18 protein-coding genes are annotated in these 17,371 nt (G+C 65.6%); 13 read left to right on the top strand and 5 right to left on the bottom strand.

Features of this window, described 5'->3' with window-relative positions; translation table 11 throughout:
* Positions 1-83 precede the first annotated feature (83 nt).
* The 4 genes from EDM04_RS11400 to EDM04_RS11415 all read left to right on the top strand — a co-directional run bounded on the left by EDM04_RS11400 (position 84) and on the right by EDM04_RS11415 (position 2,851).
* A complete protein-coding gene (locus tag EDM04_RS11400) occupies positions 84-1,004 on the top strand; it encodes an MBL fold metallo-hydrolase (protein WP_123622199.1) in 921 nt (306 codons plus the stop codon).
* Between the two features lie 83 nt (positions 1,005-1,087).
* Positions 1,088-1,693, top strand: a complete 606-nt coding sequence (locus EDM04_RS11405) for a hypothetical protein (RefSeq protein WP_123622201.1) — start codon at positions 1,088-1,090, stop codon at positions 1,691-1,693.
* 4 nt (positions 1,694-1,697) lie between these two features.
* Positions 1,698-2,222 (top strand): hypothetical protein, encoded by a 525-nt coding sequence (locus tag EDM04_RS11410; RefSeq protein ID WP_123622203.1) that lies wholly within the window; start codon positions 1,698-1,700, stop codon positions 2,220-2,222.
* A complete protein-coding gene (locus tag EDM04_RS11415) occupies positions 2,219-2,851 on the top strand; it encodes a YigZ family protein (RefSeq protein WP_123622205.1) in 633 nt (210 codons plus the stop codon). The genes EDM04_RS11410 and EDM04_RS11415 overlap by 4 nt, the downstream gene beginning before the upstream one ends.
* A 202-nt stretch (positions 2,852-3,053) precedes the next feature.
* On the opposite strand, the gene EDM04_RS11420 is transcribed toward EDM04_RS11415, so the two are convergent.
* A complete protein-coding gene (locus EDM04_RS11420) occupies positions 3,054-4,721 on the bottom strand; it encodes a DNA-directed DNA polymerase II small subunit (RefSeq protein WP_123622207.1) in 1,668 nt (555 codons plus the stop codon).
* Positions 4,722-4,843: 122 nt separating this feature from the next.
* On the opposite strand from EDM04_RS11420, the gene EDM04_RS18550 reads away from it, so the two are divergent.
* Positions 4,844-6,037, top strand: coding sequence for a S26 family signal peptidase (locus tag EDM04_RS18550; protein ID WP_164471122.1), 1,194 nt, complete (start codon positions 4,844-4,846; stop codon positions 6,035-6,037).
* Between the two features lie 48 nt (positions 6,038-6,085).
* Here EDM04_RS18550 and EDM04_RS11430 read toward each other — a convergent pair whose 3' ends face one another.
* Entirely contained in the window at positions 6,086-7,873 is a 1,788-nt protein-coding gene (locus EDM04_RS11430) for a Cdc6/Cdc18 family protein (protein WP_123622209.1), read from the bottom strand.
* A 1,146-nt stretch (positions 7,874-9,019) separates the two neighbouring features.
* On the opposite strand from EDM04_RS11430, the gene EDM04_RS11435 reads away from it, so the two are divergent.
* The 4 genes from EDM04_RS11435 (at position 9,020) to EDM04_RS11450 (ending at position 12,256) form a co-directional block, all read left to right on the top strand.
* A complete protein-coding gene (locus EDM04_RS11435) occupies positions 9,020-9,661 on the top strand; it encodes an Era-like GTP-binding protein (protein WP_095637036.1) in 642 nt (213 codons plus the stop codon).
* On the top strand, positions 9,661-10,074 hold the full coding sequence (locus tag EDM04_RS11440; protein ID WP_123622211.1) for a DUF2073 domain-containing protein: 414 nt from the start codon (positions 9,661-9,663) through the stop codon (positions 10,072-10,074). Before EDM04_RS11435 ends, EDM04_RS11440 begins: the two co-directional genes overlap by 1 nt.
* A complete protein-coding gene (locus tag EDM04_RS11445) occupies positions 10,075-10,770 on the top strand; it encodes a Zn-ribbon containing protein (RefSeq protein ID WP_123622213.1) in 696 nt (231 codons plus the stop codon).
* Between the two features lie 304 nt (positions 10,771-11,074).
* Positions 11,075-12,256: an aspartate kinase gene (locus tag EDM04_RS11450; RefSeq protein ID WP_123622215.1), complete on the top strand. Its 1,182-nt coding sequence runs from the start codon at positions 11,075-11,077 to the stop codon at positions 12,254-12,256.
* 50 nt (positions 12,257-12,306) lie between these two features.
* On the opposite strand, the gene EDM04_RS11455 is transcribed toward EDM04_RS11450, so the two are convergent.
* Entirely contained in the window at positions 12,307-12,708 is a 402-nt protein-coding gene (locus EDM04_RS11455) for a hypothetical protein (RefSeq protein ID WP_123622216.1), read from the bottom strand.
* A gap of 212 nt (positions 12,709-12,920) precedes the next feature.
* Between EDM04_RS11455 and EDM04_RS11460 the strand changes: the two genes are divergently transcribed.
* On the top strand, positions 12,921-13,790 hold the full coding sequence (locus tag EDM04_RS11460; protein ID WP_123622218.1) for a hypothetical protein: 870 nt from the start codon (positions 12,921-12,923) through the stop codon (positions 13,788-13,790).
* Between the two features lie 47 nt (positions 13,791-13,837).
* Here the strand turns inward: EDM04_RS11460 and EDM04_RS11465 are convergent, their stop codons facing one another.
* Positions 13,838-15,181 carry an RNA-guided endonuclease TnpB family protein gene (locus tag EDM04_RS11465; protein ID WP_123622220.1) on the bottom strand — a complete coding sequence of 448 codons (1,344 nt, stop codon included), beginning with the start codon at positions 15,179-15,181 and terminating at the stop codon, positions 13,838-13,840.
* Between the two features lie 42 nt (positions 15,182-15,223).
* On the opposite strand from EDM04_RS11465, the gene EDM04_RS18980 reads away from it, so the two are divergent.
* Positions 15,224-15,355, top strand: coding sequence for a hypothetical protein (locus EDM04_RS18980; protein ID WP_277424148.1), 132 nt, complete (start codon positions 15,224-15,226; stop codon positions 15,353-15,355).
* A gap of 119 nt (positions 15,356-15,474) precedes the next feature.
* On the opposite strand, the gene EDM04_RS11470 is transcribed toward EDM04_RS18980, so the two are convergent.
* Positions 15,475-16,056: a hypothetical protein gene (locus EDM04_RS11470; RefSeq protein ID WP_123622222.1), complete on the bottom strand. Its 582-nt coding sequence runs from the start codon at positions 16,054-16,056 to the stop codon at positions 15,475-15,477.
* A 131-nt stretch (positions 16,057-16,187) separates the two neighbouring features.
* Here EDM04_RS11470 and EDM04_RS11475 point away from each other — a divergent pair, with 131 nt between their 5' ends.
* Both EDM04_RS11475 and EDM04_RS11480 read left to right on the top strand, forming a co-directional pair.
* Complete coding sequence (locus tag EDM04_RS11475) at positions 16,188-16,760, top strand: magnesium transporter (protein ID WP_123622224.1); 573 nt, start codon at positions 16,188-16,190, stop codon at positions 16,758-16,760.
* A 74-nt stretch (positions 16,761-16,834) separates the two neighbouring features.
* Positions 16,835-17,350: a magnesium transporter gene (locus EDM04_RS11480; RefSeq protein ID WP_123622711.1), complete on the top strand. Its 516-nt coding sequence runs from the start codon at positions 16,835-16,837 to the stop codon at positions 17,348-17,350.
* Positions 17,351-17,371: the final 21 nt, after the last annotated feature.

The raw sequence follows: 17,371 nt of genomic DNA on the forward strand, positions 1-17,371 counted from the left end.
GTCCGCCACGCTCGGCGGTCGGGTCCCCAGCCGGTCTCGCCCCGACCGATCGTTAAAAGGCGTCGCGCGCGAGTCGTGACCACATGAACGCAGGCGAGTTCGAGCCGGTCCGCGGGGTGCCGGACCTGTACGTCCACGACACCGGGATGTACGACACCGACGAGTACGGAGCGGTGTACGTGTACGACGCCGAGCGACCGATCGTGATCGACACCGGGACGGGGGCGAACCGCGAGTCGCTGTTCGAGACGATAGACGAGGTCGGGATCGGGCGCGAGGAGCTCACGTGGATCCTCGCCACGCACGCCCACCTCGACCACGCGGGCGGCGCGGGCCACCTCGCCGAGCGCTACCCGAACGCCGAGGTCCGCGTCCCCGAGAAGGGGGTCCGACACCTCGTCGACCCGGGAGCGCTCGTCGCCGGCACGAAGTCCGCCGTGCGGGACCAGTGGCAGTACTACGACGAGCCCGCCCCCGTGCCCGAGAACCGCATCGCGGGGGTCGCCGAGGGCGACCGGATCGATCTGGGCGACCGCGAGCTCGTCGTCCACGAGGCGCCCGGGCACGCCCCGCACCACGCGTTCTACCACGAGCCCGACGCCGACGTCGTCTTCACCGCCGACGCCGCCGGGATCTACGTTCCGGAGGTCGACACGGTCCGACCCACGTCGCCGCCGCCGCAGTTCGACCTCGACCAGTGTCTCAGGGACCTCTCGGCGATCGAAGAGATCGACCCCGACTACCTCTGTTTCGGCCACTTCGGGCCGCGCGAGTACGACCCCTCGCTGATCGGCGAGGCGAAGCGGGCGTACGTCGAGTGGGTCGAGGCCGTCCGGGAGAAGCGCGAGGACCTCGGGGACGACGACGCCGTCGTCGACCACTTCGAGGAAACGAGCCGGGACGTAGAGTTCTGGAACCCCGAGCGCGCGCGGGCCGACGCGAGCCTGAACTCGCGCGGCGTGTTGACGTACCTCGATCGCGTTGACGAGGAGTCAGAGGAGTAGAGGCGCCGACGCAAGGAACCGAGGTCGATCCGCGCCCCCGACGGAAACCTCCTAAACCCCGCGCCGCCTAGCCGGTTCCAGAGATGGGTATCTTCGACACGATCCGCGCCGTGCTCGGGACGAGCGCGGAGACGGACGCGACCCGCGAGGCGGACCCCGAGGACCTCTTCGGGATGTCGACCGCGTACATGACGATGGAGGCCGACCTCGGCTACGACCACTGCGGGGAGGCCGCGCTGTGCTTCTCCGGCGTCGACAGCACCCGGTTCGACGACGCGGTCGAGACGGTCGAGGCCATCCTGGAGGCCGGCGAGATCGACACCGGGACCGGGTTCCATCGCCACGAGGACGACCACGGCTACCAGTGGTTCGTGCTGGAGGACGACGACCCCGAGGATCTGGTGACGAGCGTCCACTTCGCGGCCGACCAGTTCATCGAGGAAGGGTTCGGCTCCCGACTGCTCGCGGCCGTCTTCGGCTTCGAACGAGACGGCGTCGACGCTTACTGGATCTACTCGTTCCGTCGCGGCGCGTACTACCCCTTCTCGCCGAAGGGGGCGAGCGACCGGAACCAGCAGGTCGAGTTCAAGCTCCAGTCCGTCCTCGACGGGGAGCTGGGGCTCGAAGACGACGAGTCCTACTGGTACCCGCTGTGGCCCGACGCACCGGGGGACCACCCGTGGGAGTGAGTCGATGAGCGCGACGGAGGCCGGTTCGGACCGGGAGTTCGCCGAGCGCGACGCGACGCAGAAGCGCCTTCTCCGGGCGGTGGCCGCACAGACCGCGGCGCTGAGCGCGGCCGTCCACTTCCTGTGGGCGTGGCCGCGGCTCGCCCAGCCCGCGGACGCGCGCCCCTACGTGTTCCTCCTCGGCGGGGCGTTCACCGTCGCGATCGCGGTCGCGACGCTGCGCGCGGACGAGTACCGACGGCTGTACGCGCTCGGCGCCGGCACCCTCGCCGCGTTCCTCGTCGGCTACGCCGGGTGGCACGGCGGCGGGACCGCCGCGGCGCTCGCGAGCGACCCGCTGGCGATCGTCGGCAAGGGAGCGGAGGCCGTCGGCGTCGCCGCGTTCCTTGCGCTGTACCGGCTCGCGCCGCCGACGAGCGTCGTGATCGAGCGGCGGAAGGAGTCCGAGAGCGGGACCGGGAGCGAGAGCGGGCCCGGCGATGATGGGGAGAGGGAAATCACCGAGGAGGACCGAGACGCGGGCGCATGAGCGGGACGTACCTAACGGTCGAGGAGTCCGCGACGGCGACGTTCGAGGTGCAGGGCTCGGAGTTCCTCGGGCACGTCTCCCCGGCCGACACGGTGGCGGCGGCCGAGGAGTTCATCGAGCGCGTTCGGACCGAGTACGACGACGCGACCCACAACGTGCCGGCGTACCGGGTGCCCGCGGGCGAGGCCTCGGCCCGGACGCCCGGCAGCGAGGTCATGCTCCGAGAGTACTCCTCGGACGACGGCGAGCCGACCGGCTCCGCCGGGAAGCCGGCGCTCAACGTGCTCCAGCAGCGCGAGATACGGAACGTCGTCGCAGTGGTGACGCGTTACTACGGCGGGACGAACCTCGGCGTCGGCGGGCTCGCACGCGCCTACTCGCGGGCGGTGAAAGAGGGGGTCGACGAGGCGGGCGTGATCGAGGAGCGACCGCACCGCCAACTGGTCGTGGAGACCGCGTACGACGACTCGGGGACCGTCCGGGGCGTGATCGAGTCGTCGGGCGTCGAGTTCGACGCGGACTACGACGAGCGCGTGCGGTTCGCACTTCGGGTCCCCGTGGCCGAGGTGGAGGCGCTCGTCGAGCGGCTCAACAGCGCGACTAGCGGCAGAGTCGAGATCGACCGATAGCCGGGGTGGTGGTGGCGATCGGTCGCGAGAAGGGCGATGGCGAACAGGCGACGCGCTGCTTCGGTTCGTTGCCCGCGGCGGTGCGTCGCGCTCCCGCCCAGTGCGCCGCGAGCGACGGTCAGGTCACGGCGAGGCTGGCGGCGGAATCGCACTTCAACTGTCGGGAGAGCCATCGGAGGTTCCGGGGAGCGGGGCGGTGGAGTCAGGCGAATTTCCTGACGGTCATCTCGAGGGTGTCCAGATCGAGGATGGGCGCGTAGCCGGAGTCGGGGTCGATGTTGACGGACTTCTGGAAGTCGGTCTGGGCCTGCCAGCAGCCGGAGTTGACGGCGAGCACGTTGTGGTACTTCCCCCAGCCGAGCTTGTGGACGTGGCCGGTGTGGAACACGTCGGGCACGTCCTCGATGACGAGGTAGTCGCGCTCCTCCGGCGCGACCCGGGTGTGCCCGCCGAACTGCGGGGCGACGTGCCGCTTCTTCAGGAGCTGGTACATCGCCTTGTGCGGCTCGTCGTAGCTCGCCTTCTCCTCGGGAAGCTCCGCGATCACCTCGTCGAGCGAGACGCCGTGGTACATCAGCACGTCGACGCCCTCGACGGTGACGGTCGCCGGGTTCGAGACGATCTGCGCGTCGTGGACGTCCATGATGGAGCGGATCTCGTCGTTGAACCCGGGCTGGGGCTCCGCGAGTCGGACCGCGTCGTGGTTGCCCGGGATCATCACGATCTCGGTGTCCGCCGGCACCTCCTTGAGGTGCTCCGCGAACGCCTCGTACTGGTCGTAGATGTCGACGATCTCCAGCTCCTCGTCCTGGTCCGGGTAAACGCCGACGCCCTCGACCATGTCGCCGGCGAGCAGCAGGTACTCGATCGGCTCGGCCTCGGGCGTGTGGAGCCAGTCCGTGAACCGACTCCAGGCGTCGGCCATGAACTCGTCGCTGCCGACGTGGACGTCGGAGATCAGCGCGGCCTGCACGTGGCGGTCGGCCGCCCCGGTCCGGTGGGTCCGGGGAACGTCGGGGAAGTGGAGGGAGTCGGCGAAGAGGATGCCGGAGTCGTCGGCGAGGGTCCCCTCGACGGCGAGGCACTCGTCCATCAATATCTCGTCGACGAGGTCGGCGAGCCCCTTGTCCTTCATGATCAGCGCGGGGAAGGTCCCGGTCGTGTCCTCCAGTTCGACGAGCCAGTGGCCGGACTTGGTGGACCGGACGTCGTTGACGAGCCCGATCATCGCGGCGTCGCTCCCCCCGGGCATCTCCGCGATCGCCTCGGCGGGACGGTGGTTGACGCGCCCGCGGAGCACCTTCGAGAGCCGCTCGTAGCGGTCGCGGAACGTCTTGACGAAGTCTCCGTACTCGCCCGTGCCGGTGCTCCGGCCGGTCATGTCGTTGCCGACCTCCAGCTCCCGCAGGTCGGGGTCGTGGTGGAGGGCGGTGTCGGTGCTGGGGTCGGAAGCAGGGTCGGTGTTGTGTTCGACGGTGTGGTCGGGATCGGGGTTCGAAGACCCCTCTGTTTCGACTGGAGAACGAGACTTAGAGGTCGCAGAGGACCGCTCATCGCTGGTTTGGTCTGGAGTGGATTCGCTGGTCGTATCGGATTCCGAATCGGCGGAGTCGCCGTCGGAGTGAATCGGATCGGCGGAGCCGCCGTCGGCGGGAGTCGGATCGGCCCCGGAAGCGGGTTCGCCGTTTGTGACGGCGCGGACGTGGTCGGAGGTGATTCGGAGGGCGTCGTCGGGGGCGTGATCGACGACCGATTCGACGGCGGCGGTGGAGTCGGATGCACTCGCCAGAAGGGTGATCGCTTCGCGTTCGGCGTTGTATCCGTGTCTGGCGAGCTCCTTGGCGATCCGAGCGTTCGACTCCAGCGGCACGACATCCGAGAGGCGGGCGCGGCTCAAAACGGTTCCGGAGCCCGTCGATTCACCCGGATCGACCGCGATCGCGGCGACCGGGACCCGGAAGCTTATGGCCGAAACCCGTCAATCCGAACGTAATGGACGAAGGCGATCGGTCGGGCGACGACGAGGAACCCGACCGGGGGACCGGGACGGTGGACGACGACACCGGGAACGACGGTCCCGACGAGGACGGTTCCGGCATCCGCGACGACCGCGACAGTGACGGTTCACCTGACGACGATTTCGTTGGCGACGGTCCCGCCGACACCGGCTCAGCCGATGCCAGCTCAGCCGACGGCGACGACGAAAGCGACGGCGACCGGATCGTATCCGAGAGCGATGTCGGGTCGAGTGGTGAAAACGAACGAGTTTCCGGGAGTGGGAACGAAGGCGGTCGATTTGGAGGTGAAACGGACGGGGACAGAACCGACACTGACGGTCCGACGGCTGAACTGAGCCGACCAGAAACCGAACCGAGTCGACCGGAAGCCGAACCGAGCCGGAATCCGAGCGCCTCCGACGAGGGAGTTCTGCACCAGTTCCGCTACGACAGGGAGGGGCCGCTGATGTGGATCCGGGAGATGCTCTCCAGCGTCGCCATCGTGCTCGTGATCGGACTGCTCCTGTTCGGCGTCAGCGGGGTGTGGCCGCCGATGGTCGCGGTCGAGTCCGGAAGCATGGAGCCGAACATGGAGGTCGGCGACCTCGTCTTCGTCACGGAGCCGGGGCGGCTCGCGCCCGACGCCGCCGACAACGACATCGGCGTAGTAACCCACGAGGTCGGCGAGCGGACCGGCTACCGGACGTTCGGGTCCTACGGCTCGGTGGTTATCTACCGGCCGCCCGGACGGACGGCCTCGCCGATCATCCACCGGGCGATGTTTCACGTGGAAGAGGGCGAGAACTGGTACGACCGCGCCGACGATCGGTACCACAGCGCCGCCGACTGCGGCGAGCTCAACCACTGTCCCGCACCCCACGGCGGGTTCGTCACGCTCGGCGACGACAACGGCGCGTACGATCAGGCGAACGGCCTCGCCCCGCCGGTCAGAGCCGACTGGGTAACGGGAGTCGCGCGGGTTCGCGTGCCCTACCTCGGCTACGTCCGATTGATCGCGACCGGGCAGGCGGATCCGGGCGACGTGGTGGCGACGACTGTCCATGTTCAGGCTGGAGGAGTCGGCATCGACGAGGGCTACGGCGGAGACTCTCTCGAGTCGAATCCCACCGTTTCAGGTGGAAAGGCCACCGTTTCGGGTGGAGCCGCGACCGCGGGCGCGGTCGGCTGAAGGTGAACCGGGGAACTAGACGGGAAGTGGATTCCGCGACGGGGCGTCTCAGTTGTCGAACCGCGCCTGAACGAACGGCTGCGCGTTCTCGATGTCGCCGAGCCGGGAGTCCGACAGGAGGACGGCCTCCGTCTCCTCGACGGGAACCGACAGGCCCATCTCCTTCGTGCGGCCGTAGCGCCCCTTCGAGACGACGACGGCGTTGACGATCCCGAGCATGTCGAGTTCGCTGATGAGGTCGGTGACGCGGCGCTGCGTGAGCACGTCGGCGTCGATCTCCTCGCAGAGCCGCTTGTAGATGTTGAACACCTCGCCGGTGTTGATGTTGTGCACGCCGTTCTTCTCCAGGAGGATGACCGCGAACAACACGATCTTGCTCTGGGTCGGGAGGGTGCGGACGACCTCGACCACGCGGTCGAGTTCGATCTTGTCCTGCGCCTGTCGGACGTGTTTCTCGCCGACGATCTCGGCCTGCGAGCGCTCGGCGAGCTCCCCCGCGGTCCGGAGCAGATCGAGCGCGCGGCGGGCGTCGCCGTGTTCCTGCGCGGCGAACGCCGCACAGAGGGGGATCACGTCGTCCGTGAGCGCGTCCTGCTTGAACGCGATGTCGGCGCGGTGCTGGAGGATGTCCCGGAGCTGGTTCGCGTCGTACGGCGGGAAGACGATCTCCTCCTCGCCGAGGCTGGACTTGACGCGCGGATCGAGGAAGTCGGTGAACTTCAGGTCGTTCGATATCCCCATGATCGAGATGCGCGAGCGGTCGAGCTCCGAGTTCATCCGCGAGAGGTTATAGAGGGTGTCGTCCCCGCTCTTCTCGACGAGCTTGTCGATCTCGTCGAGCATGATCACGACCACGCGCTCGTGGTAGTCGACCGCCTCGAAGAACGTCGAGTAGACGCGGTCGGTGGGCCAGCCGGTCATCGGGACCTCCTCCATCTCGTCGGCGTCGGTTTCGAGCTCCTCGATCCGGGCGTCGAGGTCGTCGAGGGTCGGGAACTCGGTGTCGGCGAGGGCGGTCGGGTCGTCGACGGCGGCGGAGCGGAGCTCCCGATACCGATCGAGTCGGTCCGCGATGACCGCCTGATTCTCCTCGATAAAGGTGTTCGCGAGCTGTGCGAGGACGCGGTACTGCGTGTCCGTCACCTCGCAGTTGATGTACTCGACCTCGCAAGGTACGTCGTACTTCTGTGAGGTGGACTCGAGCTCCTGCGAGACGAACTTCGCGGAGGCCGTCTTCCCCGTGCCCGTCTTCCCGTAGATGAGGATATTGGAGGGCGTTTCCCCGCGAAGCGCGGAGACGAGAATCGTCGCCATCCGGTTGATCTGGTCGTTGCGGTGAGGGAGCTCGTGGGGAGTGTAGGACGGGCGGAGGACCTCCTTGTTCTCGAATATCGGTTCCCCGGAGAGCAGATCGTCGAACAGGCCCTGGTTGTCGTCGCCGTCGTCGAGGACGACGCCGTCGAAGTCGACGTCCGGAGAGGAGCGGTCTCGACCCCCGCTTCCGACGTCGATGTCCGTCGAAACGTCGTCGATGTCCGTCGAAACGTCAGTCGGGGAGTTTGACTCATCCGAATCCGGTGCTGTTGCATTCGGGCTTGTTGGCTCCAATTCTGCCGAGCCCGGCTCTACCGGATCTGCCTCTACCGGGTTCGGATCCACCGGGTCTGCTCCCGAGGAGTCGGTTGATGGCGGATCGTCGAGATCGGCGTCAGTCGTGTCAGCGTCGTCGGCCTCAGCGTCGTCGGCCTCAGCGTCGTTGGTTCCGGACTGAGCACCGGCGATCCCGCTGTCGTCCGCCGATTCGTCGGTATGGGATGTGTTCTCTCCTTCGTCCATTGGAACCCCCCTGTTTCAGGTGGAAGTCGTGCGCGCAACAACGACAGATGTCGTATATCGGCCTGAAACGACAGTATTCGACCGTGGTTGCGGTCGGATACGTCCAGTTGATGCAGTCGAACCAGATGAAGAGGGGGGACAAAAGTGTTACTCTCCGGACCCGAAACGGACCGTTCCGCGGAAGATCGATGAGGAAAGAACGTCGAATCCGGGAATACCGCAGCAACCAGATCGAGAGGTCGATAGACCATACCCGATCGAAACGATAACTGGAGAGACTCGCCGGACAGGAAACGAGGGTGTCGTCTCCCGAATTGAGTCATGAGCGAACCGCGATCTGTTCGTTTTGTTCGTTTTGAAGACATCTAGAGGTGGGAAGCTGGCACGGGGCCAACTTTCGGCACACGCCAGTTCGGTACCCGCTCGTTCAGTCGGTGACAACTGTTCGATCTGATTGCCGGTTCGTCATTTCTGGTGGTTCGTCATTTCTGGTGCTCTGATTCCGTTGACCCCCCCACCCCTTCGTTTCGGGTGGAACACGAATTTGGTGGGGGAGGGGGTGGAGAGGATCGTGTAATAACTCCGGTGGTTTTATTATCACCCCTATCGAACAGTACCCTCGACAAACCGTCATCCTTTATTTTGTTTCTATTGCTGGATATAGTAAGGCGTCTTCATCTAGTATAATCATTCGACTCGCCATCGACCGTCTCCACCCCCCACACTGACACCCGTCTCCAGTCGAAACGAAGGGGTGGGGGGGGAGTAGAACAACCCAACAAAACGAGTTGGGAGGAGAGCGAATCACGAGAAGAACACAACACGAGGAAAAGCAGGTTCGATATTCTCATCCCTCCTTTCGACACCTCGATCCAGCGTTCGACTCTTCGCCTCTGACCCGAGCGTCGACTCATATCCCGATAGCTAAAAATATATAAATAAGATCGGGTAAATAAATAGCGGATATCGCGGGCGTCAACGACTACACGACCCGAATATTGCCAAATCGGCCGCGTCTGACGCAGTTCTTAAGTGAGAGGGGCGTAGATTCTATCGTAATTCCCCGAACGCACGCTGGATACGCGGTATCAGGCGTTACCACACCGCACAGAGTGTCCGGGAGAGAACACAGGACTGGAGGTCAGGATGGGACTGCTCACGAATCTTAAAGACAGCATATCACGGGTCACAGACGGGCTGTTCGCGGCCGACGAGCCCAAGCGGATCGGGATCTACGGACCGCCGAACGCCGGAAAGACGACCCTCGCGAATCGGATCGCACGCGACTGGACGGGTGACGCCGTCGGGCCGGAGAGCCACATTCCACACGAAACTCGCCGGGCGCGCCGGAAGGAGAACGTGGAGATCGAGCGCAACGGGCGGAAGGTCACTATCGACATCGTGGACACGCCCGGCGTGACGACGAAGGTCGACTACAAGGAGTTCCTCGACCACGACATGGAGAAGGACGACGCCGTGCGCCGGTCGCGCGAGGCGACCGAGGGCGTCGCGGAGGCGATGCACTGGCTCCGCGAGGACGTCGACGGCGTCATCTACGTGCTCGACTCCACCACGGACCCGTTCACGCAGGTGAACACCATGCTCATCGGGATCATCGAGTCGCAGGACCTCCCCGCGCTCATCCTCGCGAACAAGACGGACCTCCCCGGATCGGACGTCCAGCAGATCGCGAACGCCTTCCCGCAACACGAGACGATCCCGCTGTCGGCGCTGGAGGGCGACAACATGGACGAAGTGTACACGAAGATCGCGGAGTACTTCGGCTAATGCCGGGCCCAACCCCCAACGTCGACGGCGACGCCCCTTCCGACGACTCCGACGACGGGGTCCGGATCGACATGATAAGCGGGGCTCGGATGGACGGACTCACCGGGATGGAGAAGATCCGGCTCATCCTCGACGGGGTCCGCGACGGCAACATCGTCATCCTCGAGGAGGGGCTCTCTCCGGACGAGGAGTCGAAGCTCATCGAGGTGACGATGACCGAGATCAGCCCCGACGACTTCACCGGCATCGAAATCGAGACGTACCCGAAGGCGGAGACGGCCAATCAGAGCTTCCTCGACAAGCTGATGGGCCGCGAGTCGACCCAGAAGCTCACCGTCATCGGCCCGGCCAACCAGATCGAGACCCTGCACAAAGACGAGAACCTCATCAGCACGCTCGTCTCCCGCAAGTAAATGCCACACCAGTGTACCACCTGCGGCCGGACGTTCCCCGACGGCTCCAAGGAGATGCTTTCGGGCTGTCCGGACTGCGGCGGGAACAAGTTTCAGTTCAAGCCGGCCAGCGAGACGGCCGACGAGCAGCCGTCACCCGGCGGAGACAAACCGCCGGCTACCGACCGTCAATCGCCTTCCACTGATCGCCAGTCATCTCCTACTGATCGCCAGTCATCTCCCGCAGGGAGCCAACCTGCTGCCGACGACAACTCCACCGCTGACGCCGACGCTTCCGCCCCTGAATCGTCCCGGCCCGATTCCGGGACCCCGGACGGTCAGGCCGCGAACGCGAACGCCTCGGACTCGGAACACGTTCGCGAGCGAAGCCAAGAAGACGTTGCGCAGGCGAGCGCGCGTTCGGACGTCGTTTCGCCCGACGAACTCGACCGGGCGAGCCGGGACGTAGAGACCGGTTCGTCCTCCCCCGAACCCGGTTCTGACGCGCCGACCGATACGGAGGGTCCCCGTCCCGACATAAACGATCTCCGCGAGGAGCTCAACGAGCAGTTCGAGAGCATCCGGATCGTGAGCCCGGGGAAGTACGAGCTCAACCTGATGGAGCTGTACGACCGGCAGGAGTACATCATCTCGCTCCAAGAGGACGGTCGGTACGTCATCGAGATGCCCGACGCGTGGGGCATCGACGACGAGTAGCTCGCGCTTACCGACCCTCGCGTCCTCGTTAACGACCTCATACCTGCCGACGGTTCTAACGTCCCGACCGGATTCTCCACCGATTCAGCGATCGATTATCGCCAATGAGTGATCGGACGATCGATAACAACCGAGAACCGCCCCGATTCCCGATCGATTCGAATCGCTTGGCGACCCTTGTCGAAAAGACACAGTTTATGCGGCTTCCTCCGTTACGGAAGCCCATGTCTACCGATCACACTCTCAGTGCAGCGTCTCGTTCGCTCTCCCTTTCGAGTCGACCGGCCGATAGCGAGGTGGCCGTATGCGCGTAGTCGCCAAGTTCGGCGGCACGAGCCTCGGCAGCGGCGACCGGATCGAGCGCGCGGCGGATTCGGTCGCGAACGCGGTCGCGGCGGGCCACGAGATCGCGGTCGTCGCGAGCGCGATGGGGTCGACGACCGACGACCTCCTCGACGACATCACCTTCGAGACGGACGACGCCGACCGCGCCGAGATCGTCTCGATGGGCGAGCGCACCAGCGTCCGCATGCTGAAGGCCGCGCTGTCGGTCCGCGACGTCGACGCCGTCTTCCTCGAGCCCGGCCACCCGGACTGGCCCGTCATCACGAACGAGCTCGGCGAGGTCGACGTCGAGGAGACGAAGAAGCGCGCGCGCAAGATCGCCGCCGAGATGGACGGCGTCGTCCCCATCATCACCGGCTTCCTCGCGGAGGACCACGACGGGAACGTCACGACGCTGGGGCGCGGCGGGTCCGACACCACCGCCGTCATGCTCGGCAACTACATGGACGCCGACGAGGTCGTGATCGTCACCGACGTCGAGGGCGTGATGACCGGCGATCCGCGAGTGGTCGAGGGGGCGCGCAACGTCGGACGGATCACCGTCGACGAGCTGCGGAACCTCTCCTTCCGCGGCGCGGAGGTCGTCGCGCCGTCCGCGCTCTCGTACAAGGACGAGGACCTCGCCGTCAGGGTCGTCCACTACCAGCACGGCGACTTACTCAGGGGCGGTACTCGCATCGAGGGCGAGTTCGAGAGCCTGATCGACATGCGCGAGGAGCCGCTCGCGTGTCTCACCATCGCCGGCCGCGCAATCCGAAACCGGTCTGGAATCCTCTCGCAGCTCGCGAACGCGCTCCGCGAGGAGGAGATCAACATCGACGCGGTCGCGTCCGGGATGGACTCCGTCACCTTCTACGTCGACGTCGACCTCGCCGAGACGGCGGAGGCGCTGCTCCACGAAGCCGTCGTCGACGACGAGGCCCTCTCCTCGGTGACCGTCGCCGACCCGATCGCGGTGATCCGGGTGACCGGCGGCGAGCTCCCGAACCAGTCCGGCGTCATCCAGGAGATCATCGCGCCGCTCGCCGAGGACGGGATCAACATCATCGATCTGATCACCAGCGCGACCTCGGTCGCGGTGTTCGTCGACTGGGACGATCGAGAGGAGGCGCTCGAAATCGTTCAGGGTCGGTTCGACTGATCGTCAGAGCCGGTTTCGACTGACCGACCGAGCCGGTTTCGACTGATTTTCTACCCGTCTAACTCCTCGAACTCGATCCGGTATCGGGTCGTTCGTCGGCCCTCGAACCGCGGCCCCCTGCCCGCCGCCGCGAACCCCGACGCCTCGATGACCTCGCTCGTCTCCTCGTCGTTCGGGACGACGACCTCGACCCCCATTCTCTCCCGGCGCGCGAACCGACGGGGCTCCTCGAAGAGCCGTTCGATCGTCGAGCCGCTCCCGTCGAAGTCGGTCACGTGAACGGTCCCGTCGCGGACGTCGAACGCGACGAACCCGAGCACCTCCTCTCCGTCGTCGTCCACCGCGACCCGAACCGACCGATCGTGGATCGTGTTTCTCACGACCCCCGGCGGCCGATCGGTCGCCGCGGCCAGCGCCTCGGCGTCGGATTCGAGCGCGTCACGGATTCGCATACTACGCGTATCCGCCGTTCAGTGATAAAAGCGGTGTCGGTGCCGTGGTCCCTCCTGACTACCTCCGATCGCCGCTTCGCCGAAAAATATAGCTTTAAACGACGGGCGGACCCAGAAACTCCCATGAGCAAATCCACCCAGATCGTCGTCGGCACGATCGGCGTTTCGGCCGTCTTGTCGGTCCTCATCATTCTCTCGTACGTCTTCGCTTGATGTTCTCGACGCGTCCGCTCGACGACGACCTCGACGCGCTTCGCGAGGCCCACGCCCCGGGCTCGCCGGTGCTCGACGTCGACGCGGACTTCGAGACGCTCCCACCGGCCGCCGCGGAGGACCTCGGGCTGTTCGTCGACGGGCTCTCGCCCGCGTCGTTTCCGGTCGAGTGGCTCCCCGACGAGGCTCCCGACCTGCTCCGTAAGTACGCCGTCCCGACCTTCACGGTGGGGCTTCCGGGGGACGGTACCGTCGTCCGAACGACCCAGACCGATCCCCAGACGGTCCTCGTCAAACACCGGGCCGAGGGGACCCCAGACGACTTCCTCGCGTTCCTGATCGCGGACCGGCTGGTCCAGATCGGCGTCGAACCGGCGCCGGGATCCCTGCCGGAGGCGGTGACGAGCACCCGCCTCCCCGAGAGCTTCCTCCCGCTCTTCGGCGAGCGCTACCGCGACCTCGACGCCGCGATCCGGCGTCCCGACCCCGAGACGGGCGCGTCCACGACCGGACTGGGTCCCAGCGACGTCTTCCAGATCGCGGCCGCGCTGTTCGACGCGTGGGTCGGGCTGTACACCCGCGACGCCTTCGCGTCGTGGGAGGGGACCCACCCCCGGCTGTTCGAGGCGTGGGTCGACGCCGGCGACAGCCTCGAAGGGAGGCTCGGCGATCTCGCCGGTGAGGTCGCCCGCGGCGAGACCGACTTCGCGAGCGCGACGGAGTACGCCTGCTCGGCGGTCCGTCACGGCCTCGATCTGCCCGCGCCGTTCGCGGCGCTCGACACCGCGGCGTACCGCGACCGCGGCGCTCCCTACGCGGTGACGTGGGCGGAGAAGACGGTGGCGTCGATGGTCGAGGCGTCGGATTGACATCCTCCCACGGATTCAGCCGTGGAATTCCTCTGGTGGGATATTGGTTATGCCGTCTCCCCAGTGGCAATTTTCCCATCGCTAGTACTCCGGTTTGTGCGCTGTTCTTTGGGACTCGCCCTGACGGGAGAGTATGATGACTCCGACCACTCGTGGTCGTCCCACTCGAATCGCACGGGCCGTGCCATCGGCCTGGCTTCGTCTCCTATCTGCCGTTCGAGGAACGTTTCTGACGCCGTGAGGTCGGCGTGGCCTTCAAATCCACACGGACAGGTGAGCGTGTCTTGATGCCGCATCGTCCGATCTCGTGACCCGCACTGCGGGCACTCCTGGCTCGTCCACGCTTCCGATCGGACTTCCACCGAGATACCGTATTCCTCGGCGGTACAGGCCAACCGCTCGGAGAATTTCTTGAACGCCCAGAAGTTGTGAGTCTTGGCGTTGATCTGGACCGACCAGTGTGTCTCCAGCACGTCAGTCAATCCGCCGAGATACACGGTATCAACGCCCTCCTCGTAGAGTCGTTCGAGCAAGTCGCGGCATAACGCCTCTTGGGCGTGATCGCGGCGACGGGTTCGCTTGCGATACAGCCGTCGAATACGGGCGCTACTGTCTCTGCCCTCTTCGATTTTCGACTGCAACCGGGCGATCTCCTGTGTCGTCCCACGAAAGCGCCGAAAGAGTCCGCGGCCCGCGTATAAGTACTGCTCGCCCGTCGTGGTGGTACACGCGACGAGATTGTTTGCACCGATGTCCAGAGCGGCCTTCTCTGAGGCCAGTGGAGTGTCCCGTATATCGTCAGAAACAGTCACGGGTTGTGAAGCTCGGAAGGTGTCGGCAGTCTCGTCGTACCATAGGTCTAACCGGCCCTGTTTCTCGTACTCGGGCCAATTTGGGTTACCAGCGATCTCCAGTCGGAGACGCCCGGTGTGCTCGTATCGGTCTTTCAGTTCTTTCCCGACCAATATCTCTAACCGGGAACGAGTGCCCCACTCGATAGTGTACGACGTGTTGCGGATGACGGTCTTGAGCTGGCGCCCCTCACGTTCGTTGCCGCGGAACCCCGGGGGCTCAGGATGATCCGTAATCGACGTGTTCGACTCATCGTGGTACTGTTCTTTAACTCGGAAGAACCCGCGCCACGCTTCGCTATTCTTTCGGATCACTTGTTGAGCGGTAGATGCACCGAGAACCCCTTTGTACCGGCCTTCGAGACTGCCAGTGTCGGCGTCCCAGATGTCTCCCTCGAACCCATCTTCATCGTTGTACCGCATGAGGCGCTGGTAGTTGACCTCATTCCAGAGAGCGGCGGACGCGTCCAACAAGTCCCGTAGCAGTTGCGCTCCGGTGTCGGAGAGCGGTCGCACGACGAACGTGTTGGTACGCTTCACGACAACAGACGTATATACGTTTAGTCTTAAAGTCTTTTTGTCATGCGCCCGAACATCGACATTACACACACGCTCGGTGGCAGGATCAAGGACTACGCAGAAGCGAACGATCTGGATCTCTCGGAGGCCTATACAGAGGTACTGGAGGCAGGGTTAGACGTACTCACAGAGTGAATATCCGAGAGAATCTCGTGCGTGGTTGTCCTCCCAGTTGTCGGATTCACCCCACGGTTAAAGCCGTGGGCTCTCTCCTTAATTTCTGTAGGAGACGACGAATCGTCGAACGCGCCGCGCTATTTCACGTCGACGGTCACGCTCCCCTCGCCGTCGAGCTCGATCACGCCCTCGAACAGCTCTCGGAACCGGTCGAGGGTCGCGACCTCGTGGACCTCCTCGGAGAGGTGGAAGATGCCGACCGCGTCGTGCTCGTCGAGGAGGTCGAGGATGTCCGAAGCGGCCTCGTACACGGCGTCGTCGTCGGCGTAGTACGCCATCTCCGTGAGCGAGTCCACGGAGACGCGTCGCTTCCCCTCGTGCTCGGTGAGGAACCGCTCCACTCGGTCGACGACTCCGTCGAGGTCGTCCGGCGCGGAGACGTAGTACACGTCGTCGGAGGTGCGTCGGGAGTACCCCCGCTCGACGGAGAGCGTGTCGAGGATGGTCGCCTTCGTCTCGTCGACGTCGTAGTACTCCAGCTTCTGCTCGACCTCGCGCGCGGTGGTTCGCGTGGAGACGACGAGGAAGGCGTCGGTGTCGGTCTTCAGGAAGTCCGTGTCGATCCGGTCGGTCTCGCCGATGCTCGGGTGAACGAGGAGGAGCCCGGTGCCGCCCGGGATCGTTTCCGGCCCGTTCTCGATGGCGAGCGAATAGTCCATGGGATCGGAAACCCGCCCGACCGACTTAACGATGCGGGCCACGGCGATCGGGCGACGAGACCGGAGCGGTGGCGGACGACGGACCCCGCTCCCGGCCGGTTTTTTCACCGTCGGCTCCGTCGACACGGTCGATGCCCGGCCACGACACCGCCCGCGACGTCTACCGGCAGGCGCTCCCGGTGATCCTCGTCAGCCTCGTCGCGGGGCTGTTCTCCGGGACGATCCTCGGCTCGGAGACGATGCGGGCCGGGATCTCGGAGGTGCCGGGACTCCTCCTGCTGCTCCCGGCGTTCCTCGCCACCCGCGGGGGCGTCTACGGCTCGCTCGGCGCGCGGCTCTCGACCGGCCTGCATCAGGGGCTCATCGAGCCGCGCTTCCGGTTGGACCGTCGCCTCACGAACGCGATCGTCGCCTCCTTTATCAACGGGATGACCGTCTCCGTGTTCATCGCGGTGATCACGTTCCTCTGGCTGCGGCTGTTCGGAAACGAGGGGAACCTCCTCGAACTGGTCGGGATCATGGTCGTCGCCGGCTTCCTCTCGGCGGTGCTCATGATCTCGGTGCTGATCGCGGTCATCTTCGTCGGCTACCGGCGCGGGCTCGACCCCGACAACGTGATCGGACCCGTCGTGACGACCCTCGGCGACGTGTTCGGGATCCTCTTCCTGCTCGTCGGGATCTACGTCGTGGGGGCGGTACTGTGAGTTCGCCTGACTCCGGTTCGGACGCCGGCCGCGAGTACGTCGACGAGTGGTCGATCCGCCGCATCGTCCGGACGATGATCCCGCTTCTGGCCGCGCTGTCGGTGCTCCAACTCGTCTCCGGGACCGTCCTCGAAACGTACGAGGAGACGCTCGTCGAAAACCCCGCGCTCCTCGTGTTGGTGCCGGTCCAGATCGGGACGGCGGGGAACCTCGCGTCGATCACCTGCTCGCGGCTCACCACGCAGCTCTACCTCGGGACCTACGAGCTGGACCCGTCGAATCCCGACCTCCGCGCTAACGTCGGCGCCGTGTTCGCGCTCGCGGGGACCGTCTTCGGCGCGGTCGGCGTCGCCGCGTGGGGGATCGGCGTCGCGCTCGGCGGGACCCTCGGGTTCGGGCGCGTGCTTCTCGTCTCGCTCGTCTCCGGGATGCTGCTCGCCGTCCTCGTCGTCGTCGCCAGCGTCGCCGCGGTCGAGGCCTCGTACCGCGTCGGGCTCAACCCCGACGACACGACCATCCCCGTCGTCACCAACCTCTGTGACGTCGCCGGCGTGCTCATCCTCTTCGCGGTCGTTTCGGTGGTCGTGTGAGGTCGTTTCGGTGGTCGTGTG

Origin of the sequence: Halorubrum sp. CSM-61, assembly GCF_003781945.1 — an archaeon.
Taxonomy (GTDB): Archaea; Halobacteriota; Halobacteria; order Halobacteriales; family Haloferacaceae; genus Halorubrum.